The 23,175-nt window shown below is 63.1% G+C and carries 25 protein-coding genes; 8 read left to right on the forward strand and 17 right to left on the reverse strand.

Going from position 1 to position 23,175, the window contains the following annotated elements; all coding sequences use genetic code 11:
• Nucleotides 1-10 precede the first annotated feature (10 nt).
• Nucleotides 11-1,345, forward strand: coding sequence for a phenylacetate--CoA ligase PaaK (gene paaK / locus ILT44_RS17400; protein WP_239468323.1), 1,335 nt, complete (start codon nucleotides 11-13; stop codon nucleotides 1,343-1,345).
• A 7-nt stretch (nucleotides 1,346-1,352) separates the two neighbouring features.
• A complete protein-coding gene (locus ILT44_RS17405; protein ID WP_204240877.1) occupies nucleotides 1,353-1,988 on the forward strand; it encodes a TetR/AcrR family transcriptional regulator in 636 nt (211 codons plus the stop codon).
• 27 nt (nucleotides 1,989-2,015) lie between these two features.
• Here the strand turns inward: ILT44_RS17405 and ILT44_RS17410 are convergent, their stop codons facing one another.
• The 7 genes from ILT44_RS17410 to ILT44_RS17440 form a co-directional block, all read right to left on the reverse strand.
• Complete coding sequence (locus ILT44_RS17410; RefSeq protein WP_204240878.1) at nucleotides 2,016-2,819, reverse strand: Phenylacetic acid catabolic protein; 804 nt, start codon at nucleotides 2,817-2,819, stop codon at nucleotides 2,016-2,018.
• 15 nt (nucleotides 2,820-2,834) lie between these two features.
• The gene (paaE, locus tag ILT44_RS17415) at nucleotides 2,835-3,911 is read right to left on the reverse strand and encodes a 1,2-phenylacetyl-CoA epoxidase subunit PaaE (protein WP_204240879.1); all 1,077 of its coding nucleotides are present in this window, start codon (nucleotides 3,909-3,911) and stop codon (nucleotides 2,835-2,837) included.
• A gap of 16 nt (nucleotides 3,912-3,927) precedes the next feature.
• Entirely contained in the window at nucleotides 3,928-4,443 is a 516-nt protein-coding gene (gene paaD, locus ILT44_RS17420; protein ID WP_204240880.1) for a 1,2-phenylacetyl-CoA epoxidase subunit PaaD, read from the reverse strand.
• 13 nt (nucleotides 4,444-4,456) lie between these two features.
• Nucleotides 4,457-5,215, reverse strand: a complete 759-nt coding sequence (gene paaC, locus ILT44_RS17425) for a 1,2-phenylacetyl-CoA epoxidase subunit PaaC (RefSeq protein ID WP_204240881.1) — start codon at nucleotides 5,213-5,215, stop codon at nucleotides 4,457-4,459.
• A complete protein-coding gene (gene paaB, locus ILT44_RS17430) occupies nucleotides 5,215-5,505 on the reverse strand; it encodes a 1,2-phenylacetyl-CoA epoxidase subunit PaaB (RefSeq protein WP_204240882.1) in 291 nt (96 codons plus the stop codon). The genes paaC and paaB overlap by 1 nt, the downstream gene beginning before the upstream one ends.
• A gap of 14 nt (nucleotides 5,506-5,519) precedes the next feature.
• Nucleotides 5,520-6,515 (reverse strand): 1,2-phenylacetyl-CoA epoxidase subunit PaaA, encoded by a 996-nt coding sequence (paaA, locus tag ILT44_RS17435; RefSeq protein WP_307826538.1) that lies wholly within the window; start codon nucleotides 6,513-6,515, stop codon nucleotides 5,520-5,522.
• Nucleotides 6,516-6,743: 228 nt separating this feature from the next.
• Complete coding sequence (locus ILT44_RS17440; RefSeq protein ID WP_204240883.1) at nucleotides 6,744-7,640, reverse strand: PaaX family transcriptional regulator; 897 nt, start codon at nucleotides 7,638-7,640, stop codon at nucleotides 6,744-6,746.
• Nucleotides 7,641-7,844: 204 nt separating this feature from the next.
• Between ILT44_RS17440 and paaZ the strand changes: the two genes are divergently transcribed.
• Both paaZ and ILT44_RS17450 read left to right on the forward strand, forming a co-directional pair.
• Nucleotides 7,845-9,872, forward strand: coding sequence for a phenylacetic acid degradation bifunctional protein PaaZ (gene paaZ, locus ILT44_RS17445; RefSeq protein WP_204240884.1), 2,028 nt, complete (start codon nucleotides 7,845-7,847; stop codon nucleotides 9,870-9,872).
• 107 nt (nucleotides 9,873-9,979) lie between these two features.
• A complete protein-coding gene (locus ILT44_RS17450) occupies nucleotides 9,980-10,405 on the forward strand; it encodes a PaaI family thioesterase (RefSeq protein WP_204240885.1) in 426 nt (141 codons plus the stop codon).
• A gap of 18 nt (nucleotides 10,406-10,423) precedes the next feature.
• Here the strand turns inward: ILT44_RS17450 and ILT44_RS17455 are convergent, their stop codons facing one another.
• A complete protein-coding gene (locus tag ILT44_RS17455; protein ID WP_204240886.1) occupies nucleotides 10,424-10,879 on the reverse strand; it encodes an Lrp/AsnC family transcriptional regulator in 456 nt (151 codons plus the stop codon).
• 160 nt (nucleotides 10,880-11,039) lie between these two features.
• Here ILT44_RS17455 and ILT44_RS17460 point away from each other — a divergent pair, with 160 nt between their 5' ends.
• The gene (locus ILT44_RS17460) at nucleotides 11,040-14,510 is read left to right on the forward strand and encodes an indolepyruvate ferredoxin oxidoreductase family protein (protein ID WP_204240887.1); all 3,471 of its coding nucleotides are present in this window, start codon (nucleotides 11,040-11,042) and stop codon (nucleotides 14,508-14,510) included.
• Between the two features lie 494 nt (nucleotides 14,511-15,004).
• Here the strand turns inward: ILT44_RS17460 and ILT44_RS17465 are convergent, their stop codons facing one another.
• The 3 genes from ILT44_RS17465 to ILT44_RS17475 form a co-directional block, all read right to left on the reverse strand.
• Entirely contained in the window at nucleotides 15,005-15,418 is a 414-nt protein-coding gene (locus ILT44_RS17465) for a response regulator (protein ID WP_204240888.1), read from the reverse strand.
• Between the two features lie 107 nt (nucleotides 15,419-15,525).
• Nucleotides 15,526-15,948 carry a response regulator gene (locus tag ILT44_RS17470; RefSeq protein ID WP_204240889.1) on the reverse strand — a complete coding sequence of 141 codons (423 nt, stop codon included), beginning with the start codon at nucleotides 15,946-15,948 and terminating at the stop codon, nucleotides 15,526-15,528.
• 33 nt (nucleotides 15,949-15,981) lie between these two features.
• A complete protein-coding gene (locus ILT44_RS17475) occupies nucleotides 15,982-16,395 on the reverse strand; it encodes a response regulator (protein ID WP_204240890.1) in 414 nt (137 codons plus the stop codon).
• Nucleotides 16,396-16,515: 120 nt separating this feature from the next.
• On the opposite strand from ILT44_RS17475, the gene ILT44_RS17480 reads away from it, so the two are divergent.
• Complete coding sequence (locus ILT44_RS17480; protein WP_204240891.1) at nucleotides 16,516-17,028, forward strand: response regulator; 513 nt, start codon at nucleotides 16,516-16,518, stop codon at nucleotides 17,026-17,028.
• Nucleotides 17,029-17,129: 101 nt separating this feature from the next.
• Here the strand turns inward: ILT44_RS17480 and ILT44_RS17485 are convergent, their stop codons facing one another.
• Complete coding sequence (locus ILT44_RS17485) at nucleotides 17,130-18,800, reverse strand: methyl-accepting chemotaxis protein (protein WP_204240892.1); 1,671 nt, start codon at nucleotides 18,798-18,800, stop codon at nucleotides 17,130-17,132.
• A 156-nt stretch (nucleotides 18,801-18,956) separates the two neighbouring features.
• Here ILT44_RS17485 and ILT44_RS17490 point away from each other — a divergent pair, with 156 nt between their 5' ends.
• Nucleotides 18,957-19,589, forward strand: coding sequence for a hypothetical protein (locus ILT44_RS17490; protein ID WP_204240893.1), 633 nt, complete (start codon nucleotides 18,957-18,959; stop codon nucleotides 19,587-19,589).
• 70 nt (nucleotides 19,590-19,659) lie between these two features.
• Here the strand turns inward: ILT44_RS17490 and ILT44_RS17495 are convergent, their stop codons facing one another.
• Both ILT44_RS17495 and ILT44_RS31485 read right to left on the reverse strand, forming a co-directional pair.
• Entirely contained in the window at nucleotides 19,660-20,337 is a 678-nt protein-coding gene (locus ILT44_RS17495) for a transglutaminase-like cysteine peptidase (protein WP_204240894.1), read from the reverse strand.
• Between the two features lie 347 nt (nucleotides 20,338-20,684).
• Nucleotides 20,685-20,816 carry a hypothetical protein gene (locus ILT44_RS31485; RefSeq protein ID WP_255549749.1) on the reverse strand — a complete coding sequence of 44 codons (132 nt, stop codon included), beginning with the start codon at nucleotides 20,814-20,816 and terminating at the stop codon, nucleotides 20,685-20,687.
• Nucleotides 20,817-20,998: 182 nt separating this feature from the next.
• On the opposite strand from ILT44_RS31485, the gene ILT44_RS17500 reads away from it, so the two are divergent.
• Entirely contained in the window at nucleotides 20,999-21,370 is a 372-nt protein-coding gene (locus tag ILT44_RS17500; RefSeq protein WP_204240895.1) for a hypothetical protein, read from the forward strand.
• 53 nt (nucleotides 21,371-21,423) lie between these two features.
• On the opposite strand, the gene ILT44_RS17505 is transcribed toward ILT44_RS17500, so the two are convergent.
• The 3 genes from ILT44_RS17505 to ILT44_RS17515 form a co-directional block, all read right to left on the reverse strand.
• A complete protein-coding gene (locus ILT44_RS17505) occupies nucleotides 21,424-22,209 on the reverse strand; it encodes a DUF1217 domain-containing protein (protein WP_204240896.1) in 786 nt (261 codons plus the stop codon).
• Nucleotides 22,210-22,244: 35 nt separating this feature from the next.
• Nucleotides 22,245-22,829, reverse strand: a complete 585-nt coding sequence (locus tag ILT44_RS17510; RefSeq protein WP_204240897.1) for a hypothetical protein — start codon at nucleotides 22,827-22,829, stop codon at nucleotides 22,245-22,247.
• A 91-nt stretch (nucleotides 22,830-22,920) separates the two neighbouring features.
• On the reverse strand, nucleotides 22,921-23,175 hold a 255-nt coding region (locus ILT44_RS17515), incomplete at its 5' end, for a flagellin (protein ID WP_255549750.1).

A 23,175-nucleotide genomic window follows, 5' to 3' on the forward strand; every position in this document is an offset into this window, starting at 1 on the left:
GGAGGTTTCCTTGCTTCAAATTCCGCTTCGCAAGCTTTCCGAACTCAAGCCCCAGCCGACAGCTCTCGACCGCGTTGAGCTGGCCTCGCGGGACGAGCTCGCAGCCCTCCAGCGTGAGCGCCTCGCCTGGACCCTTCGCCATGCCTACGAGAACGTGCCGCACTACAAGGCGAAGTTCGATGCGGCAGGCGTCCATCCCGATGATTTCAAGGATCTGAGCGACCTCGCCAGGTTTCCCTTCACCACCAAGGCCGACCTGCGGGACAATTATCCCTTCGGCATGTTCGCCGTTCCTCAAGGTCAGATCGCTCGCATCCACGGCTCGTCCGGCACCACCGGCAAGCCCACGGTCGTCGGCTACACCAAGCGCGACATCGACACCTGGGCCGACGTGGTGGCCCGCTCGATCCGAGCCAGCGGCGGGCGCCCCGGCATGAAGGTGCATGTGGCCTACGGCTATGGCCTCTTCACCGGCGGATTGGGCGCGCATTACGGCGCTGAGCGGCTCGGCTGCATGGTGATCCCCATGTCGGGCGGCATGACGGAGCGGCAGGTTCAGCTCATCAGTGACTTTCAGCCCGACATCATCATGGTGACGCCGTCCTACATGCTGGCGATCCTCGACGAGTTCAGGAAGCAGGGCCTTGACCCGCGCCAATCCTCGCTGAAGGTCGGCATCTTCGGCGCCGAGCCCTGGACGAACGCCATGCGCGCGGAGATCGAGGAGGCCTTCGACATCCATGCCGTCGACATCTACGGCCTCTCAGAGGTCATGGGGCCGGGCGTCGCCTGCGAATGCGTCGAGAGCAAGGACGGGCTTCACATCTGGGAAGACCATTTCTATCCCGAGGTGATCAACCCGCACACAGGCGAGGTTTTGCCCGACGGCGAGGAAGGCGAACTCGTCTTCACGTCGCTGACCAAGGAAGCCATGCCGGTCATCCGCTACCGCACCCGCGACCTGACGCGGCTCATGCCCGGCACGGCACGAGCGATGCGCCGCATGGAAAAGGTCACCGGCCGCACCGACGACATGATGATTATCCGGGGCGTCAACGTGTTCCCCACCCAGATCGAGGAAAAGCTCCTGACGATCCCGGCCCTGTCGGGGCACTACCAGATCATCCTGACCCGCGAAGGCCGCATGGACCAGATGGAGATCAAGGCCGAGATCCGGCCGGACGCCGATTATCCGGAAACCCGCAAAGCCGCCGCCGACCGCTTGAGTCAGGCCATCAAGGACACTATTGGCATTACGGCCCAGGTCAATGTCCTCGACCCTGAAGGGATCGAGCGCTCGCTCGGCAAGGCGAGACGCGTGATCGACCGCAGACCGAAAGAATAGAAGCCCCATGGCCAGAACCCGCGCCACAGATTACGACGACAAGCGCCGAGCGATCCTCGACCGCTCGGCGGAACTCTTCGCCGAGCATGGCTATGACCGGGCTTCGATGAGCAGAATCGCCGAGGCGTGCGGCGTCTCCAAGGCCAACCTCTATCACTATTACAAGGACAAGGAAGAGCTGCTCTTCGACGTCATCCGCTTTCATCTCGAAGAGCTGCTCGAGGTGGTGGAGGCGGTCGACCGTCCCGATCTCGCACCGGAGGCGCGCCTCAAGGAACTGGTTGCCGCCATCCTGGAAGCCTATCGTGACGCAGATGCCCAGCACAATGTGCAGATCAACGGCCTGCGCCTGCTGCCATCCGACCGCCAGGCCGAACTCAAGGCTATGGAGCGCGACCTGGTGCGCATCTTCTCCGATGCCGTGGCAGGCGTCGCGCCTCAGCTCAAGGGCACCAAGCTGCTCAAGCCCGTGACCATGTCCCTCTTCGGCATGGTCAACTGGCACTATCTCTGGTTCAAGAGCACCGGCGAGGTGACGCGCGCGGATTATGCAGCGCTCGTCTCGCAATTGATCGTGGATGGCACACGCGATCTCCAAGCAGCGCCTGCCGAGGCTTCGCGGCGTGTCAGCGCGGCTGAGTAGCCGAACAAGAGGAAAATCGGTCAGCGGTCACTGCAGAGAAACCTGGTCGTCGATCTCTCGCGATGCAGGCACGGGAGCCTTCAACCCGAAATGCGAGAGGATCGGGTAAACGTGACTCTGCCATTGGGTGATGAGCTCTTCTCGAGCCTTCTGGCGCAATCCGTATTTCCGATGCTGAGCAAAATGGTCCGACGTCGTGCTGCCGAAGCTATCGGCGACGCGGGGATACCAGTAGTTGACGGAGGCCTGAGCGTCGGTCTTGTCATGACCTCTCTCCAAAGCCGCCTCCAGCCCCTTCTCACCGAGTTCTGCATGATGTTTTTCGACGGGAAGGATGCCGGCGAGGATATCCGCGAGAGGTTGGTAAGAGCCGCGGGTGAGTTCGTCGAGCTGCACCACGGTCGCCTGCCCCATCAGGCAGTTCATCACGACCGCATCGACCCAGCCATTGATGGGGTAATGGAAGACGTTGAGGCGCATATCCCCCTCCATGCGCCGGGTGCCGAGATTGACGCTGCGGTCGAGGCGCGACGCCCAAGGGTGAGCGCCGACATACTGGCCCGTATTGGCGCCGAACTGTTCCATCAGATCCAGAACCTGCCGTGCATGATTGAACTTGTCGAAGACGATGCGCGTGGCCGTGATCCGCTCCTTCAGACCGGGCGCCAGATTGATGCAATCGGCGAAGCCTGAGGCGCCGGCCATCTCGGAATCGACGAAGATCGCCATCAGGCGCATGAGTTCGCCGCGATAGCGCGGCGTGACGTTGTCCGGCGCGCTCAATCGCCCGCCGCCGGCTACGAAGCTGACGAGGCTCTCTTCATCGACCATGGCAGCCTCCCCTCATCACTTATCGAAATCGACCAGGATCTTGTCGGTCACCGGATAGCTCTGGCAGGTCAGGATATAGCCCCGGGCGATCTCATAATCCTCCAAGGCGAAGTTCGCGTCCATGTCGACCTCGCCCTCGACCAGCATCGCCCGGCAGGTGGAGCAGACGCCGCCCTTGCAGGCGTAAGGAAGCTCCAGACCCTCGTTCGTCGCCGCATCGAGCACCGATGCCGTGCCCTTCTCGAAGGATAGGGTACGGGCCCGCCCATCGATGACGATGGTCGCCTCGCACAGGTTCTTGGCCTCCTCCACCTTCGCCTCTTCGGGTGTGCGCTGACGGCGGCTCGGGGTGGATGTGGCAAACAGCTCGAACTTGATCTGGCGCTTGTCGAGGCCATGCTCTTCGAGGCTCTTGGCAACACCCAGCATCATGTCCTGCGGTCCGCAGATGAAGGCGGTATCGATGGAGGATGCATCGACCCAGTGATCGAGAAGCTGGTCGCACTTCTCCTTGGTCAGGCGGCCGTTGAAGAGATCGATGTCCTGCTGCTCGCGGCTGAGAATGTGGATGAGGCTGAAACGGTCGAGATGCTCGTTCTTGAGATCCTCCAACTCCTCGCGGAACATGATCGAGCTTGAGGCCCGATTGCCGTAGAAAAGAGTGAAGGAGGATTGCGGCTCGGAGACCAGCGTCGTCTTGACGATGCTCAGGAGCGGCGTGATTCCACTGCCTGCGGCATAGCCGACGAAGTGGCGCTTTCGGGTCTGATCCAGCGGCACGAAGAAATTGCCCATGGGGGGCATCGCTTCGATGGTCTGGCCGGGAGACAGCTGCTCGGCGGCCCAGCTCGAGAACACACCGCCTGCGATCTTCTTGATGCCGACCCGCAGCTTGCCCTCCGTCGGCGCCGCGCAGATGGAATATGACCGGCGCACCTCGTCTCCGTCGATGGTCGTGCGCAGGGTCAGGTACTGCCCCGGCGAGAAGCGGAACGCCGCCTTGTGCTCCTCGGGAACGTCGAGGGTGAGGATGATGGCGTCGCGGGTCTCGCGCCTGACATCGGCGACGGTCACGGGGTAAAACTTCGTCATGGAGCGTCCGCTCGTTTCAGATGCACTTGAAGTAGTCGAAAGGCTCGAGACAATCGCGGCACTGGTACTGCGCCTTGCATGGCGTCGAGCCGAACTCGCTCACCCGAGCGGTGTTCTCGGACTTGCAGCGCGGGCAGGCAATGGTCAGAGGCTTGCGCAGGAAGCGATCGAAAGGGGACGGTCCGTCTCCCGCACTCTCGGCCGGCGGCGCGATGCCATAGGCTTCGAGCTTGCGCCGTCCGTCCTCACTGATCCAGTCCGTCGTCCAGGGCGGCGAGAGCCGGCGTTCGACCCGCAGCCGATCAATGCCTTTCATCCGCAGGGCAGACTCGATATCGAGGGTGATGACGCTGGTCGCTGGACAGCCCGAATAGGTCGGCGTGATGGAAACGACGAGTTCGTCGTCGTCCCAGCGCACGTCGCGCACGATGCCAAGATCCATGACGGAGACCGCCGGCACCTCCGGGTCGGGAACCTCTCCCAACCAAGCCCTCACCTGGTTCAGGTCCGGTTGTGTCAGGCTGCCAGCCATCGGCGTCTGCCTCTTACCATGTCGCGTTGGGATAGGCCCGCTGCAGGAACTGGAGATCGGCCAGGATATAGCCGAGATGCTCCGAATGGATGCCGCGCTTGCCGCCCCGCTGCGCCCAACCGGGCTGCGGCAGGGTCAGCGTGGCCTCCTCCGCCGTCGCACGAACGAGGCCGAGCCAGGGCTCGTGCAACGCCGCCAGATCCGCGCCGATGCCTTCGCGAGCCATCGCCTGATCGACCTCGTCGGACTCGAACAGCTCGCCCGTATACATCCAGAGATCGTCGATCGCCGTCTGCATGCGGCGATGACTCTCCTCCGTGCCGTCGCCGAGGCGAAGCACCCAGTCGCGGCTGCGCTCCAGGTGATAGGTGACCTCCTTGAGGCCCTTGGCGGCAATCTCGGCAATCCGCGCATCCTTCGAGCCCTTCAGCTCGCGCAGCAGAAGATAGTGCCAGGCATCGAAGAAGAACTGGCGCGCCATGGTCAGGGCGAAGTCGCCGTTCGGCTGCTCGACCAGGAGCACATTGCGGAAATCGCGCGCATCGCGCAGGTAGGCGAGCTTGTCGGCGTCCCGTCCTTTGCCCTCGACCTCTCCCGCAAGGCTCAGCCAGAGCTGCGTCTGCCCGATGAGATCGAGCGCGACATTGGAGAGCGCCAGATCCTCCTCGAGCGCCGGCGAATGTCCGCACCATTCGGACAGACGGTGGCCGAGGATCAGGGCATTGTCGCTGAGGCGAAGCAGATACTCGAAGAGAGCGTCCTGCCCAGTCATCACATATGCCCCAGCTCTTCAGGGATCTCATAGAAGGTCGGGTGACGATAGACCTTGCTGTTGGCCGGATCGAAGAGCGGCCCCTTCTCGCTGGGAGAGCTCGCGGCGATCTCGGAAGCCTTCACGACCCAGATGCTCACGCCCTCGTTGCGGCGTGTATAGACGTCACGGGCGTTCATGATCGCCATCTCGGCATCCGGCGCATGCAAACTGCCCACATGCCGGTGGGCCAGACCGTGCTGGCTGCGGATGAACACCTCCCAGAGAGGCCATTCCTTCTTGTCGGTCATTCCCGTCCCTCCGCTCACGCAGCCTTGACCTGAGCTCGTGCCGCCTTCTTGGCCGCATAGGCATCGGCAGCCTCGCGCACCCAGCGCCCCTCTTCATAGGCTTTCACCCGCGTGCGCAGGCGCTGGCGGTTGCAGGGGCCGTTGCCGGCGACCACCTGATAGAACTCGTCCCAGTTGACCGCGCCGAAGTCGTAGTGCCCGCGCTCCGCATTCCATTTGAGGTCCGGATCGGGAACGGTGAGGCCGAGATACTCGGCCTGGGGCACCGTCTGATCGACGAATTTCTGGCGCAGCTCGTCGTTGGAGTTGATCTTGATCTTCCAGCGCATCGATTGGGCGCTATGCACAGACTCCGCATCGGACGGGCCGAACATCATGAGCGAGGGCCACCACCAGCGGTTCAACGCATCCTGCGCCATCGCCTTCTGCTCCGGCGTTCCTTTCGCAAGCTTCATCATGATGTCGTAGCCCTGCCGCTGATGGAAGCTTTCCTCCTTGCAGATGCGGACCATGGCCCGGGAATAAGGGCCGTAGGAGCAGCGCTGCAGTGGCACCTGGTTCATGATCGCGGCCCCGTCGACGAGCCAGCCGATGGCGCCGATATCGGCCCAAGTGAGGGTCGGATAGTTGAAGATGCTCGAATACTTGGCCTTGCCGCTGTTGAGCTGCTCCAGGAGCTCGTCGCGGCTCACGCCGAGAGTCTCGGCCGCGCAGTAGAGATAGAGGCCATGGCCCGCCTCGTCCTGCACCTTGGCGAGCAGGATCGCCTTGCGCTCCAGGGTCGGCGCCCGGGTGATCCAGTTGCCCTCCGGCTGCATGCCGATGATCTCGGAATGGGCGTGCTGGGAGATCTGCCGGATCAGGGTCTTGCGGTAGGCCTCCGGCATCCACTCTTTCGGCTCGATCTTGATGTCGGCATCGACGCGGTCCTGGAAGGCGCGCTCCTCGGGGGACATCTCCTCCTTGGACTGAATGTGGTCGACGCCCGTCTTCACCATCTGTGCATACACGGCGCTTCTCCTTAGCATTTGTTCGCTTCGCCCCGCCCCGAGCATGCTCCTGATGGAAGACCGAGCAGCTTCTAAAGGTCGAGGGCCAGCGCCCATCCGGGTGTATAGTCAACGCTGTTCCGGTCGTTGGTGCTCCAATGCAAGGCGGATTGCCCCATGAGCGCCTCACGAGCTTCGTCTAATATGTCACAAAAAAATTGATGTTCAATATTTTTTGTAACTTATTTGTCAGACGGCCTTCACCTTGGCTGCAATCGAGATCGACCTGAACCGTTCTCCGAAGCCCTTGTCGGCCTCCGGCAGCGGACCCTTGTCGTCCTGGGCATGGGTATCGATCCACTGTTCCGAAGCCGGCAGCAGGGTCTTGTAGATCGTCCCGCAGAGCGTACGGGCACTCGCTCCCGCCCACGGCTTCGGAAGGAGTTGCGCCGGCAGCAGGGGATCCTTCAGGACGGCGCGGCGGTAGTCGTGGATCAGGAGGATCCTGACTAGGAGGGCATCCAGGTTCGTGAACCCGACCCCTCGCTCAAGAGCCGAGAGCGTGCCCGAATAGGTGTCGATGAAGCGCTCGTAACGGCTCTCGATCTCCGCAAGCGGCCAAGCCCGCTCCACGAGCCGCCGGGCCGTGGGCAGATCAGCGGGTACTGCGGAAAGCCGCAGAAAGGAGTTGCCGTCCCCGATAGTTGCGGAAGCGGCAATCATGAGGTCCGTTCCGAGGGCTCCATATCCAGCCCCAGCCAACTCGACCTTGAGCATGGTCCGGTCTTGGGCGTTTTCAAGCAGCAGGAGGTCGAATGAACCATGCCAATCCTGGGGAGGGTCCACATAGATCCGCAGCGTCGCCTGGGCGAAAGCTTCGCGCCCTTGGGGAGTGAGCCGATAATAGCTGTTGCGCCCCAGCTTCCACCGCTCGAACCAACCATCCGACACGAGGCGGGAGAGAGCCGTTCTGACGAGCGTGTCGCTGATCCGGAAGGCACGCATGATCTCATGGAGTGAGGCCAGGGATAGAATCCCGCCTCGGGGCACGACGGCGTCGCCGAAGACGGTCACGATCAAGGAGCCTGCTCTGATCGGGGTCCGCTCATGGAACTTGTCCAGGAGGGTTTCCACAAACGCGGCCATTCGAGCCTACTCCGGTTCTTCATAAGGCGGGACGCTGCTCGCCCGTAGCCTCGCTCCTCACCTACAGAGTTTATCCGGCCCTTGTCGAGCCTGGGCCCACTTCGCCATATGGCAAAATTCCTTGACTAACCGACCGGTCGGTCAATAATGCCGCAAGGGTGCGGCGATGCCAAGCGGCTGCACATTCATCATTCAAGGTGCCCCATGAGACTTGAGAGCTTCGTTCGCGGAAGTTGGGTGTCGCCCGGCCAGGACCTCGCGGAGGTTCGCAGCGCCGTCACCAGCGACGTGGTTGCCGAGATCGCCAATGGCGGTCTCGACATGGGAGGGATGCTGGCTTACGCCAGGCAGGTCGGCGGCCCCAACCTGCGGCGGCTGACCTTCCATCAACGCGCAGAACTTCTGAAACGTCTTGCCATCTATCTATCAGAGCGCAAGGACCAGCTTTATAAGCTCTCTTACCAGACCGGTACCACGCGCTCCGACAACTTCATCGACATCGACGGCGGCATCGGCACACTCTTCGTCTATGCCTCCAAGGGACGTCGAGAGCTGCCCAACACCACCTTCCTGATCGATGGCAATGTCGAACCTCTCTCAAAGGGTGGGAGCTTCGTCGGCCAGCACGTGATGGCTCCGTTGAGCGGCGTCGCGGTTCACATCAACGCCTTCAACTTCCCCTGCTGGGGCATGCTGGAGAAGCTTGCGCCCGCCATCCTGGCCGGTGTGCCGGTGGTGACGAAGCCGGCGACGATCACATCCTACGTGGCGCATGCGCTCGTGCGCATGATTGCGGAATCCCGCATCCTTCCCGAAGGCGCACTTCAGTGCATCATCGGCTCCACAGGCGATCTCTTCGACCATCTGACATGCCAGGACGTCGTGTCCTTCACCGGTTCCGCCGACACGGCCCAGACGCTGCAGCGCCACCCGGTCATTGCCCGTGAGTCGGTTCGCTTCATTGCCGAGCGCGACTCTCTCAATGCCGCCATCCTCGCGCCGGATGCCGGCCCCGGCACGCCGGAATTCGACCTCTTCATCAAGGAGGTCGCGAAGGAAATGACGGTCAAGGCCGGGCAGAAATGCACCGCCATCCGACGCGCGATTGCGCCGAACGCGCATGTTCCTGCCGTGATCGAGGCCCTGCGCCAACGTCTCTCGAAAGTCACGGTCGGCAACCCGGAACTCGACAACGTCCGCATGGGCCCCGTTGTCGGTCTCGGCCAGCGCCGGGATGTGCTGGCGCAGGTGGCGAAGCTGCGGAGCGAGGCTGACATCGTTGTCGGCGACCCGGACAACTTCACGGTCGAGGGCGCTGACCGCGAGCGTGGCGCTTTCATCCCCCCGCTTCTGCTGCATTGTCCCGATCCCATCCGTGCCACCAATGTGCACAGCGTCGAGGCCTTCGGTCCGGTCTGCACGGTGATGGGCTATAATGACCTCGATCAGGCCGTCGCCTTGGCAAACCGCGGCGACGGCAGTCTCGTCGCCTCCGTCTATACCTACAATCCTGCCATCGCGTCCGATCTCGTCTTCGGCGTCGGCGCCTTCCATGGGCGCCTCGTGCTGATCGACCGTGACTGCGCCAAGGAGCAGACCGGTCACGGCTCGCCGATGCCGCACATGATCCATGGCGGACCCGGGCGCGCAGGCGGCGGCGAGGAGCTCGGCGGCATGCGTGGCGTCCATCACTACATGCAGCGCACGGCCCTGCAGGGCTCTCCCGCCATGCTCTCCCGCGTCACGCAGAGCTGGATCAAAGGGGCGCCGATGGTTCAGGAAGGTCGGCATCCCTTCCGCTACCATTTCGAGGATCTCGCCATCGGCCAGACCTTCATCTCGAAGGAGCGCACGATCACTCTGGAGGACATCGAGCATTTCGCCGCGTTCACCGGCGACACCTTCTATGCCCATATGAGCGAGGAAGCCACGAAGGACCATCCGTTCTTCCCGGGCCGCGTCGCCCATGGCTATCTGCTGTTGTCCTTTGCAGCCGGCCTGTTCGTCGATCCGGATCTCGGACCGGTTCTGGCCAATTACGGCTTGGACTCCTTGCGTTTCATCAAGCCGGTGCAGCCGGGCGAGACCATCAAGGTCCGTCTGACGGCGAAATCCAAATCGCCGCGCAACGAGCAGTATGGCGAGGTGCGCTGGGATGTGGAGATCACCACCGACAAGGGCGAGACGGTCGCGACCTACGACCTCCTCACCATGAACGCCATGCGTCCGTGATGGAAGAATCCTGGCAGCACATACCAGGTGTCTTGACATAAATCGGATATTCGGTGCCACTTCACAGCTGGCTTCGGGTATCGGAAGAAAAACTATTAGGGGGCTCCTTGTCCACGTTCGATCAAGCCACCGCCGGTCGGATGCTCGCCGACGTCTTCGCGCCCTGGATTCAGGATCTCAACCTGTCCATCGAGAACCTCGGGCCTGAAGGCGCCGTGCTGCGTATGCCGTTCTCAGAAAGACTCTGCCGCGACAACGGCGTGATCTGCGGGCAGGCGCTCATGAGCCTGGCCGACACCGCCATGGTGTTTGCAGTCTCCTCAACTGGGGGCGCATACCGCCCGATGACCACGGTCGACCAGACGATGCACTTCCTGCGGCCTGCCGCGAATGCCGACGTGCTGGCGGAGGCGAAGGTCGTGCGCCTCGGGCGCACCATGGCCTTCGGCAGCGTGACGCTCACGACGGAAGGCGACACGCGGCCCGTCGCCATCGCGCAGCTCGCCTATGCGCTGCTGCCCGAGAGCAAGTAGCGCCTGCTCCGAACCCGTTCAGAACGGCAGCGCCACGCTGGTCTTGATCTCCTTCAGGATCACGTTGGTGCGCACATTGCGAATGCCGGGCAGCCGAAAAATGAACTCGTCGAGGAAAAGGTTGTAGGCCTTCATGTCGCGGACCACCACGCGCAGGTGATAATCGGCATCGCCCGTGGTCGCGAAGCACTCCAGAACCTCGGCACGCGCTGTTACACGTGAAACAAATTCGTCGACGAATTTGGCGTCGTGCCGCTCGAGCGACACGTGCAGGATGGCGGAGGTGGCGAACCCCGCCTTTTCCCGATCCACCAGCGCCGCATAGCCGACGATCACGCCGCTTTCCTCGAGCGCACGCACCCGCCGCCAGCAGGCGGAGGTGGACATGCCCACATCCTCCGCCAGCTGCTGGTTCGTCGTGCGCCCCTCCTTCTGCAGTTGCGCCAGAATGTGCTCGTCCTGCTTCTCGATCATGTGCGGCCGCCTGTCTGGTAGGCTTTTTCATAACTAGGCTATGTATCAGAATTTTCTACCATGAGAGGCCTTCCTGAGGGAATGAATAGGAAGCACCTACCAGCCGTTCGGGATTATCTTAAGTAATGAGAAAACGGCTTCTCGTTTCGGGATCAGGCCTATGGACCGCGCTCTGTCACTCGATGCCTACCAGCTTGCCGACCGCTATACCCGCAGCAGGGGCCGGGTCTTCCTGACGGGCACCCAGGCCATCGTCCGCATCGTGCTCGATCAGGCCAAGCGGGATCAGGCCGCCGGCCTCGACACGGCAGGCTTCGTTTCCGGCTATCGCGGTTCGCCGCTCGGCGGCGTCGACCTCGAGTTCTGGCGGGTGAAGGAGCAGATCAAGGCGAACCGGATCGAGTTCCTGCCCGCGGTCAACGAGGACCTCGCGGCAACCGCCGTCCTCGGCTCGCAGCAGGTGGAGACCGATCCCAACCGGCAGGTCGAGGGCGTGTTCGGCCTCTGGTACGGCAAGGGCCCCGGAATCGACCGCTCGGGCGATGCGCTGAAGCACGGTAACGCCTATGGCTCCTCGCCGCATGGCGGCGTGCTGGTGGTCGCCGGCGACGACCATGGCTGCGTGTCCTCGTCGATGCCGCACCAGTCCGACGTCGCCTTCATGAGCTGGTTCATGCCGACGCTCCATCCGGCAAGCGTCGCCGAATATCTCGAGTTCGGCGAATACGGTTATGCGCTGAGCCGCTTCTCCGGCATGTGGATCGGCTTCAAGGCCGTGTCGGAGATCGTGGAATCCGGCGTCTCGGTGGAACTTCGCCCGCCGCGCCAGTTTATTGCGCCCGATTTCACGCCGCCGCTGGGCGGCCTGCACTATCGTTGGCCGGATCTGCCGGGGCCGCAGATCGAAGAGCGCATGGAGGCGAAGAAGCATGCTGTCTATGCCTTCGCCAAGGCCAATCCCATCGACCGGCGCATCTACAACATTCCGCACGCGTCCTACGGCATCGTCACGGCCGGCAAGGCCCATCTCGACCTGATGGAGGCCCTGCGGCTCATCGGGCTCGACGAGGCCGCCTGCCGGGCGCATGGCATCGATATCTACAAGGTCGGCATGGTGTGGCCGCTGCCGCTCCACGATGCGATGGAATTCGTGAAGGGCAAGCGCGAGATCCTCGTGGTCGAGGAGAAGCGCGGCATCATCGAAAGCCAGTTCAAGGAATACTTTTACGACTTTCCGGGCTCCAAGCCCGAGCGCATGGTCGGCAAGCACGATGAGACCGGTGAGCGGCTCATTCCCTGGACGGGCGAGTTGTCGCCGCTCTTCCTCGCGGGCGTGCTGGCCAAGCGCCTCGACCCAATCTTCCCCGATCTCAATCTCGCGCAGCGCGTGGCGTCCCTCTCACCGGACCCGGCGCGCACGATTGCCGTGCCGGGCGCGACGCGCACGCCCTATTTCTGCTCCGGCTGCCCGCACAACACCTCGACCAAGGTGCCGGAAGGCTCGAAGGCGCTCGCAGGCATAGGCTGCCACTTCATGGCAAGCTGGATGGACCGGGAGACCTCGTCGCTGATCCAGATGGGCGGCGAAGGCGTGAACTGGGCGGCGTCCTCCAAGTTCACCGGCCAGGGCCACATCTTCCAGAACCTCGGCGAGGGCACCTATTACCATTCGGGCTCGATGGCGATCCGGCAGGCCATCGCAGCGGGCGCCAACATCACCTACAAGATCCTGTTCAACGACGCGGTCGCCATGACGGGCGGCCAGCCGGTGGATGGTCCCATCAGTGTTTACGCCATCGCCCACAGCGTACGCGCGGAAGGCGTGCAGCGCATCGCCCTCGTCTCGGACGATCCGGACAAGTTCGTGCCGGCGGATCTGCCGAAAGGCGTGACGATCCATCCGCGCGAGGACCTCGATCCGGTCCAGAAGGAGTTGCGCGACATCCCCGGCGTCACGGTGCTCATCTACGAGCAGACCTGCGCCACCGAGAAGCGCCGCCGGCGCAAGCGCGGGCAGATGGAGGACCCGAAGCGGTTCGCCTATATCAACGACCTCGTCTGCGAGGGCTGCGGCGATTGCTCGGTCGCCTCCAACTGCCTGAGCGTCGAGCCGAAGGAGACGCCGTTCGGCCGCAAGCGCAAGATCAATCTCTCCACCTGCAACAAGGACTTCTCATGCCTTGAGGGATTCTGCCCCAGCTTCGTCACCGTGGAAGGCGCCACACGCCGGGCGAAGGCCACATCGGGCTTCGATGCGGCAGCGCGCGCTTCGACGCTGCCGTCCCCTACCCTGCCCGTTCTGAAAAAACCTTTCGACCTGCTCGTCACCGGCGTCGGCGGCACGGGCGTCGTCACCATCGGCGCGCTCATCAGCATGGCGGCGCATCTCGAAGGAAGCGGCGTGTCGGTGCTGGACTTCACCGGCTTTGCCCAGAAGTTCGGACCGGTCGTGAGCTATATCCGCATCGCATCGCGCCCGGAGGAGCTGAACCAGGTGCGCATCGACCAGGGCGCCGCGGATGCGCTCATCGGCTGCGATCTCGTCGTCAGCTCCTCGCCGAAGGCCTCCGGCACCTATCGACGCGGCACGCGGGCGGTGATGAACACGGCCGAGATGCCGACCGGCGACGTGGTGCGCTTCCGCGATGCGGACCTCGCCAGCCGCACACGCCTGCGCGCCATCGAACGGGTGCTGGGCGAAGGCAACCTCGCGACGGTCAACGCCAATGCCCTCGCCGAGACGCTGCTCGGCGACACGGTCTATGCCAACGTGATGATGCTGGGCTTCGCCTGGCAGCAGGGCCTCGTGCCGGTCTCGCTCGAGGCGCTGTCGCGCGCCATCGAGCTCAACGGCGTCGCGGTCGAACGCAATCGGCAGGCCTTCGCCTGGGGACGTCTGCTCAGCGCCGATCCCGATGTCGTGCATGAGATCGCCAACGACAAGCCGGAGGAGCCCGAGACTCTCGATCAGGTGATCGCGCGGCGGGTCGCCTTCCTCACCGCCTATCAGGATGCGCTCTACGCGGCCCGCTACGAGATGATGGTGGCGCGGGTCCGCGAGGCCGAGGGCGCGCTAGGCTCCGAGGCGCTCACCGACGCAGTGGCGCGGTCTCTCTTCAAGCTCATGGCCTACAAGGATGAGTACGAGGTCGCCCGTCTTCACATGGAAACCGGCTTCCTCGACACCTTGCAGCGGGAGTTCGAAGGCGATTTTACGGTCAACTATCACCTCGCGCCGCCGCTCCTGTCATCCAAGCGCGACGCGCGGGGACGCCCGAAGAAGCGGGTCTTCGGCCCATGGATCCAGATGCCGATGAAGGTACTCGCCAAGATGAAGATCGTTCGCGGCACGCTCTTCGACATCTTCGGCTATACGGCCGAGCGGCGCACGGAACGGGCCCTGATCGGCTGGTACGAGGCGCAGGTCGAGAGAATTCTCGATCACCTCGATGCCCCGCGCTTCCCCGACCTGCTTGCGGTCGCGAAAGCCCCGATGGACATTCGCGGCTACGGCCCCGTCAAGGAGGCGGCCATCCACAAGGTGCAGGCCGAGGTCGAACGCCTGTGGTCGCGTCTGGCCGAGCAGCCCGAGGTGGTCGACACACGCCGGCAGGAAGCCGCCCGCGCGTGAAGCGCGTTGCAGACGCTGCTTCCCTCCCCACTCATCTCGGGCTTGCCCGAGATGAGCATCCTCTTGCACAAGTCGGGAACACCCTACTTGTGGCGGGGAGGGATTGAGGGTGGGGGTCGCAAAGTCGGAGCGCTGGGTCTGATCCAGAAGTCATCAGAATTGCTACAGAGCATCCCCTCTCCCGAGTGGGAGAGGGGCAGGGGTGAGGGTGTGGCGCTTGACCAGCAAAGCAGCGTCGCTTCCGCATCAACACGAAACCCGTAGCACCTTATCCGGCACCGGCCTGCCCTCACCCCAACCCTCTCCCAATCGGGAGAGGGAGAAGCGCTAGCTGGATCAGGGTTTCTCCAAGCTGCACTACCCCCACCCCTGCCCCTCCCCGCGAGGGGGAGGAAGGAGGCGCTTGTGCCGAGCAACCACTCAGTACGATGAAGCAGCCTTTCGGGGAGAAGATTATCAGCAACAGCGAGGCGTTACATAATCAGGATGCGAACCTAAGCCTCCGGTGTCATGCTTCCTTGCGGGCGCCTGGCCATCACATCCTGCAGCGCCGCGACCAGATCGTCAGGCATGATGGGCTTGTGCAGGAAAGTGGCATTGGGCGGCAGGTCGCCCGGTCCGGGACCGGTCTTGCCGGAAATCACCAGGACGGCCACCTCCGGCCAGCCCTGCCGGACCAGTCGCGCGAACTCGAAGCCGTCCATGGAGCCGGGCATGTCCACATCCGTCAGGATGGCGTCGATCTCGGGTCGCGATTTCAGGAGCTCGAACGCCTCATCGGCATCCTGCGCCTCGACGACCCAGAAATCGGATTCCTTCAGGATGTCGACCTGGGTGAGGCGGACGAGGGGCTCGTCTTCCACCAGAAGGACGACAGGGTGTTTCACGACGCGACGATGTGGCTTCATGTTGCATCAAACGGACCTGCCCGCGTCCAGTTCCCTCCGGTCGAGCAGGCGTGATGCTGCGGCGTGCCAGCCATGGGCCGGGAATCAAGGCCCTGGATGGACAGAGATTAGGAGCGATTTGCCTTGGCCGCCAGCTGCCTGATGCGGTCCACCACGTCCTGTGTGGGATAGGGTTTCTCCAGCAGGGGACCGGCTTCGCAGAGGGTTCCGGCGATATCCGCCGACCGCTCGGCCCCGGAGGTGAGAATCACCTGGGTCTGGGGCATGTTGGCCCGGACCCAGCGGGCAAGGCCGAAACCATCCATGTCCCCCGGCATCTCCACATCGCTGAAGACGATGTCCACGGATACCTCGGGAGCCCGAAGGATGAGGATGGCCTCGTCGGCGTTCACGGCCTCATGGACCCTGTAGCCGCACTCGCGCAGGTATTCGGCGATGACGAGGCGGATGAGGACCTCGTCCTCGACGACCAGAACGGTCTGGGGAGATGGGCCAGCCTTGGCCGAGAGATGTGTTGATGACGTGCTCACGCCGAGCTAACCGCCGAGCTTTCATCTTGGTTCCTACGGCCAAGCTTCGGGGGTCTGCGGCCAGTTCAGGCTGCGTGTGACGAGGTCGACGACCTGCGAAATCGGGTATGGCTTGCGAATGGCGAGCCCGAGGCCCTCCAGCTTCTCCGCGGAGTCCGCGTTGCTGGACGCACCGATGATCCAGGTCGGCGGCTGGTTGCCGTTAAGGCGATGAACGACCTCCCACCCGCTCCCGGTCGGCTGAAGGTCCAGATCCAGGAGGAGAAGGTCGATCCTCACAGCGTCGAGAACGGTGAGGGCCTCCCTGGCGGAGCCCGCCTCCACAACCTTGAAGCTGATCGCCCGCAATTCATCGCTGACAAGGCATCGGAGCCGGACATCGCCTTCGACCACAAGAATGTTCGGCGGTGTCCGGCGTGGAAGAACCGTAACGGATGCTGCACTCATTCTCGCCCCTGACGCATACAATAAGGCGGATAACGTGGTGCCGTCCTGACGGTTCTCCTTTGATGTGCGCTAAGTCACCGCGCCGGACGGGGTGGCCGCATCAAGCGGAACCGTATATCAATGGCTACGTTTGCCACCTGCACCGCTTTCTCATCCTCATACCCCTTTGGTCCCGTGTCCGATCAGCAATTCTCCGGCGTCGTTCTCCTGGTCGAAGACGAACCGCTCGTGCGGCTCGTGACGGCCGAGATTCTCCTGGAGGCGAACTTCCGCGTCATCGAGGCGGGCGACGCGTCGGAGGCTTTGCGCGTTCTGAACGCCGAAGTCGCCGTGGACGTGCTGCTCTCCGATGTGGAGATGCCGCCGGGCATGAACGGCTACGAACTGGCCAGGCATGTCCACCAGCACAGGCCCGAGGTGGGGATCCTCATCTCCTCGGGACGGGAGTGGCCCAAGGAGAGCGACCTGCCTCCGGGAGCGGCCTTTCTCCCCAAGCCGTACCCGAACGCCAAGCTCGTATCCCGTGTTCAGGCCGCGGCCCTGAAGGCACAGGAGGCCCGCCGCCTCCGGCATGACCTCCGAGACGACCAGGCCGCCGGGAGCATCCCTGAGACTGTTCCCAAAACGGCCTGAGCGCCCCTCGCCACATCGCGAGGCGGCCGGTTCATAAAGGAAAGGCGCGGACCGAGGTCCGCGCCTTTCAGCTTTTGACACTCTTTTGATAGGCTCCGGGCCTACGCCGCCCGGACACCCTGCAGGAAGCCTTCGACCTCCCGGCTCAGGGCCGACGAATTGGTCGCCAGCTCGCCGGCCGCAGCCAGCACCTGGGAGGCGGCGGAACCGGCGTGGGTTGCGGCGCCCTGAACTTGGACGATGCTCTCGGTGACCTCCTGCGTGCCGCGGGCGGCCTCGCTGACATTGCGCGCGATCTCCTGCGTCGCCGCCTGCTGCTCCTCGACCGCGGCGGCCACATTGGTGGCGATCTGGTGCACCTCCTCGATGGTGAGGCTGATTTCGCGGATGGCGTCCACGGCCCCCTTCGTCGATTGCTGGATCTGGTTGATGTGGGAGGTGATGTCTTCGGTCGCCCGCGAGGTCTGGTTCGCGAGCTCCTTCACCTCGGCCGCCACCACGGCGAATCCCTTCCCGGCTTCGCCCGCGCGCGCCGCCTCGATGGTGGCGTTGAGCGCCAGCAGGTTGGTCTGGCTTGCGATGGTGTTGATGAGCGCAACGACCTCGCCGATCTTCTGCGCGCCGTCGGCCAGCGTTTCCACGAGCTCGTTGGTCTTGCGCGCGTTCTGCACGGCGCGGGCGGCGGCGGCCGACGTCTGCGACACCTGGGTTCCGATCTCGTTGGACGATGCGGCGAGCTCCTCCGTCGCGGCGGCCACCGCCTGAACGTTGCTGGAGGTCTGCTCGGCTGCGACCGCCACCGAGTTCGACTGCTGGTTCGTCTGCTGGGCCGTCGTCGCCATCGAGCGCGCCGTGGCCTCCATCTGCTGGGCCGCGACCGAGAGATGCTGCACCAGGCCGCCGACGCTGCCTTCGAAGTTCTGGGCAAGCGCGATCATCTCGATCCTGCGGCGCTCGACGGACTGCTTTTCGGTCTCGGCCTGCCGGTGCCTGAGCTGCTCCGCCTCCTGCATGGCGCCGGCGAAGACCTGGGTCGCCTTCCAGATGTCGCCGACCTCGTCCTTGCCGACCTTCGCCTGCGGGAGATCGTAGTCGCCCGACGCGAGCTTCTGGATCGCTTCCGTGACGATCTTCAGAGGACGGGCGATCTGCCTATGGCCGATAAGCCAGCCGATCAGAAGCGCCAGGATCGTGCCGCCGAGAGCGATGGAGACGAGAAGCGTGAGGCGCTCGCTGTAGAGTGCCTCTGCCCGTTGCTCGACCGCTTCGATCTCCTCGCTGCCCTTCTTCGTCAGGGCATCGATGCTGACCTGGAAGGCCTTTCTGTTCGCGCGGTTGCCCTCGGTATTGCCCTGGGCATTGGCCGCCTCGGGCGAGACCTCGGCGCCGAGGCGCACGGTCTCGGACCGGAACGCCTTGAACGCGGCGGCATCCTTGGCCACCGCATCGAATAGCGCCTTGTGCGACACTGGCACGATCGGCTCCCATTCCTTCAGGAGCGTGTCGATGTCCTTCAGGCTCGCGATCAATCCGTCTCCGAACTTGCGCGCATCCTTCGTGTCATGCGATGCGTAGATGCCCCGGGCCTCCATGACCACATGCGTCACCAGCCGGTTGAGGCGCTCTCCGTAGAGCGCGCGAGTGGCCGCCAGCCTCACATCGTCGACCGCCTGATTATAGGTCTGCAGGGTGCTGATGCCGACGGCGGCGGTGACCACCGCAACAAGGCTCAGGGCCGCCACGAGCGCAAATATCTTCGTCCGAATCTTCATGCATCACCCCAAAAGCCGCATCAATGCGCAATGTTTTTTTGAATAGGGGCCACAAATCATCACGGAATGCTTGCCTGGGCCTTGCTCCGGCCGTCGAAGTTATCAACAGAGTTTCTCTGCGGCAGGTGACGAAATGTTAAGCATAAACCCATAGGAATGATTGCAATCGATTTTTCCATTGCGGCGGGTTCCATGGGCGTACGGTTCGATAAGGTGTTGGAGCAGGTGGCCAGGGCCGGGCAGACCGGAAGCGGCACTGCCGCCATCGACAACCGGGAGCGGAAGGTGCGCCGGCTGGAGGAGCTCATCCGGGCCCGCGAGGCGGTGGGCGACCGCATCGTCATGTGCCTCGGGCTGGCGCTCACCCTCTCCGCCGTCGCCCTTCCCGTCTATGCGGTCTATCTCAGCGACGGCTATGCCTATCTCCAGAGCGCCGGCGGCGGCCTGGTGATGAGCAAGGGCGCGCCCGCGAACCAGGCCCGGTCCGCCGATCTCAGCCCGACGACGACGGGCTCGCTGAACAGGCAGAAGGATGCGGACCTCGCCTCGAGCGACAAGGCGCTCCTCGCCATCGACCGGCAGAGCCAGTTTCAGCGCTATGTGATCCACAGGGCCACGAACGAGTCCGCCCTGATCGAAGGTCCCGAAGGCGTCTGGTGGGTCACGCCGGGCATGACGCTTCCCGGCATCGGCCAGATCATCTCGATCGAACGCTCCGAGAATGGCTGGGCCGTCCTGACGTCGGAGACGCTGATCAGCCAGCGGCCGACGGCGAAAGCATCAAGCTAAGAGAGTTTTCATCCTTGCCTGAGCACGGTTCACGCGCTCAGGCAAAATCCTGCCCGGTGGGCCGTCGTTGCTACTTCGTCGCCGTCACGATGGGCGCGGCCTGATTGCCGAGCCAGACCCAGGCCGCACTCTCCGACCCTTCTCGCTTCACATAGCGATAGCCGGTTTCCTGCCATGGCAGAACGGCTCCGCGCTTGTTGTCCAGGATGTAGTCGCCGCGATCGGTGAGCGCCATGAGAACCGCATGTCCGGCGCCGAGCTCGTCGACGACCACCGTCATGCGCAAAGCCCGCCGCGGCAGGCCCGCTTCGATGAGCAGGCGGCGCTTGAGGATCTGGATGTCCTCGCAATCACCCATGCCGTCATCGGGATAATCCCAGCGGTCCGCCACGCCCCAATGATCCTGATCCGTGACGGGCAGGATCCTGCGGTTCACGCGCTCGTTGACCTCGACGATGAGTTTCCAGGCCTGCTGGTCCAGCGCGATGATGGCGGGTTCGGAGGGATCGAGGGTGCACTCCTCGGGGCTCTGCTTGCAGAACGCGATCCAGGCCGGCGTCGGTCCTGCCTGTCCCGACGACAGAATGGCATCGCTCCTCACAGGCAGGTTCGACTGCGGAAACGCATGAGCCGGAGCGCTCGCAGCCACAACACCCAGGAGCGTGGTGGCAAGGCCCGCCGCCGTCAGAAGCCGTCCGGCAGCTTTCAATCGCCACCTCTTCCCGTCCATGTCACTGGTTCTGACCATGCCCCGCATCCATACAGCTTCTTCTTTTCAGTAAAGCTGTCAGCCCCGCGAGATCTTCGCAAGCGCGATATCGGGCAAGATGTCAGAACGATGTCGCAGTGTTGACTTCAAGCAACAGCCCGGCAACCAGCACCGACAGAGACTCTGTCTCCTCTTCGAATGAAGAGGATGCCTTGATTCAGTCCAGAGGCGGCAAGGAATTCTTGGGCGAGAATGAATCGGCTCGCCTCCTCAAGATCATGAGAGGCGAAGTGAACAAGATCAGCAAACGCTGTTCAACCTCATCTTAACCAAGATCCGGAAGCGGGAAGTATTCCTCTCCAACAGGCAGCCCGAAACCATCAGGATCAGCGCAGCATCCCGCTCTGGCTTCGCGCCCAGCTCTTGGTCCTTCGCGAGGATGCCATGAGACGCACGGCAGGCGTTCCGATCAGCCCGATCAGCGATGCAGCGATCACCGGCACCAGAATGACACTCATCATAGCCTCCTCACAAATGCGACAGCGGCATGATGCGGCGACAGCCTTGCGCGAGCCTGACCTAGATCCTCGGCCTCCACGCCTAACGTTCATGTTCTTTACCAAACGACGCGAAGACCTGCTCCGATGGATCGGAGCGGCATGTCTTCCGTGATACGCTTCGCGATCATCGGGAGGCTTGCTTGAGAGCGATTCTTATTCTTCTTCTCATCGCTGCCGGCGTCGGCGGATGCATGCCGCCCGCTTATGACGCGGTCGAGATGTCCTGCTCGGATTATATCGGGAAGCCGATTGCGTCGCGGATCGCAGTCCTCGGCCCGCCTCGATCCGTCTACCGCATCAATGCCACGCAGGTTGGCTATGTCTTCAAGACCAAGGAGACGGCTTATGTCGGCGGCGAGCCCTATTACACCGTGAACTACCTGACGGGAGCGGACAAGCATCACACCCCCGTCCGCAAGATCACGCGGGTCTGTCACGGCGCATACGTCGTCCATGCTCCGTCTGATGCGATTCCCGCATCCGAGCGGATCATCGTGGACGTTATTCCCTAGAACCGGGCGGTCAGGACATTGAGGCGCTCTAAGCCGGTAAGTGCGCATGAACGTTAGACGCCGCCCGGTCGGAGCTTGGCGATGCTCATCATCAGGTCGACGCTGAACCCCTGCTCCGGCGATTGACCGAACAGAGTCAGGACGGGCGCGACGCTCGCCGCCGTGGCATTGTTCATGTCCCACATGGCGCTGAAGCGCTGGATCAGTTTGTCGACCTTTTTCGGATCCTGGAGATCCTTCACGTTCAGATACTTTTCGAGATTGCGCACCTGCAGATCGATGTCCGCTTTCGATGCGGCCTCCGGGATCCCGAAGGTGGTCTGAACGAACTTGAGAACGGCCTTGTCGGCAAGAAGACCCATGGTGGTGGTGATGGACGAGGCCTTGCGCTTGAAATACAGGGCGATCTGCACACCCTGGTTCTGGTCGCCCTCGGTCTTTTCGAGGGTCTGCTGGATATAGCGGTCCACAGCGCCTGTGGTTGCGCCGGCCGCCGATGTCGCGGCTGCGCCCTTGGCTGCGAAATCGAACGCTTTCGCGAACTCCTTGTAGAGCGGATTGGTCATCTTGTTCGCCATGCTCAAAGGGTCGGCGACGCCCCCTTGAAGCAGCTTCTTGATGAGGGCCTTCCCGTAAGCCATGTCCTCGAGGCCATAGGCCTTCATCGCATACTTGAAGAGGCGATCGTTCTTGATGAAATCGTCGATCGTCTTGATATTCTTGATATTGGCCAGGTAGTAATCCGTCTCACGCTTGACGACAGGATCCTTCTCGATCGTGGCCTTGGTCCGGGCCATATTGTTCGAGATGATCTGGTATCGTGTTGACGTGCTGATCATGACTTGGCCTTCATCTGGTCAGTGTCGGGCAGGTTTCATTCAGCCGCAGCGCTCAGCGCGCTGCCGTGATCGCCGAGGATATCCTGGCAATCCTTCCTGAACCTGTCCGCGACACCCTTGGTATCGACTGCATTGAAGCGAAACTCGGATCTCTGGGCTTCGAGACGGTAATTGGAAAGCTGGACGACGAGGTTCTCGGCCTTGGCCAACCTGTCGATGAAAGCATTCGTCTGGACGCGATCCGGGATCTGCCCGTGCCGGTCACGGTACATCCAACGGGCGACCTGCGGCGTTCCGCTGTCGAACCAGTAGACGGTGCTCCGGCCATGGGGGTCGCTGCGCCCCAGGTAGTATTTCTGCGAGATCGCGACCGTGAAGGATGTGGCGGGTGACAGGTCGCTCCCGGCGCCGGACCTGGAACAGCTCAGCCAGAGGAGGGATCCGTTCTCTCCGGGAATGCGGGCAAAGGCCGCCTGGGGCCGCCCGTCCGTATCGTGCCTCAGAACGTAGTCCCAGGCTCCGAACCATGTGGCAACCGCCTGTGCCTCCCGGTTCAGAGAAGCATGCACAAGCGCCGTCGCGCCCAGCAGCACGAGACATCGCGTGAGACGGCGACGCATGGATTGCTCTCTCGGCATCACAGAACACCTCTTAAAAAAGAAGCTCCGCCTTGCAAAGGGCGGAGCTTCTTTCCGGTAGAGACTGAACCTCTTACTGGAAGAGCTTCATGATCATCTGGCTGTTCTGGTTGGCGATCGAGAGCGCCTGCACGCCGAGCTGCTGCTGCGTCTGCAGGGCCTGAAGGCGGGTCGAAGCCTCGTTCATGTCGGCATCGACGAAGGCGCTCACGCCCGCCGTCAGGTTGTCCGACAGGGCACCGATGAACTCTTCCTGCGTCTCCAGCAGGGCCTTGTTGGCGCCCAGCATCGACGAGCCCTTCGTCACGGCCGTGATCGCCGTGTCGAT

This window comes from Microvirga arvi, assembly GCF_016892765.1.
GTDB lineage: Bacteria > Pseudomonadota > Alphaproteobacteria > Rhizobiales > Beijerinckiaceae > Microvirga > Microvirga arvi.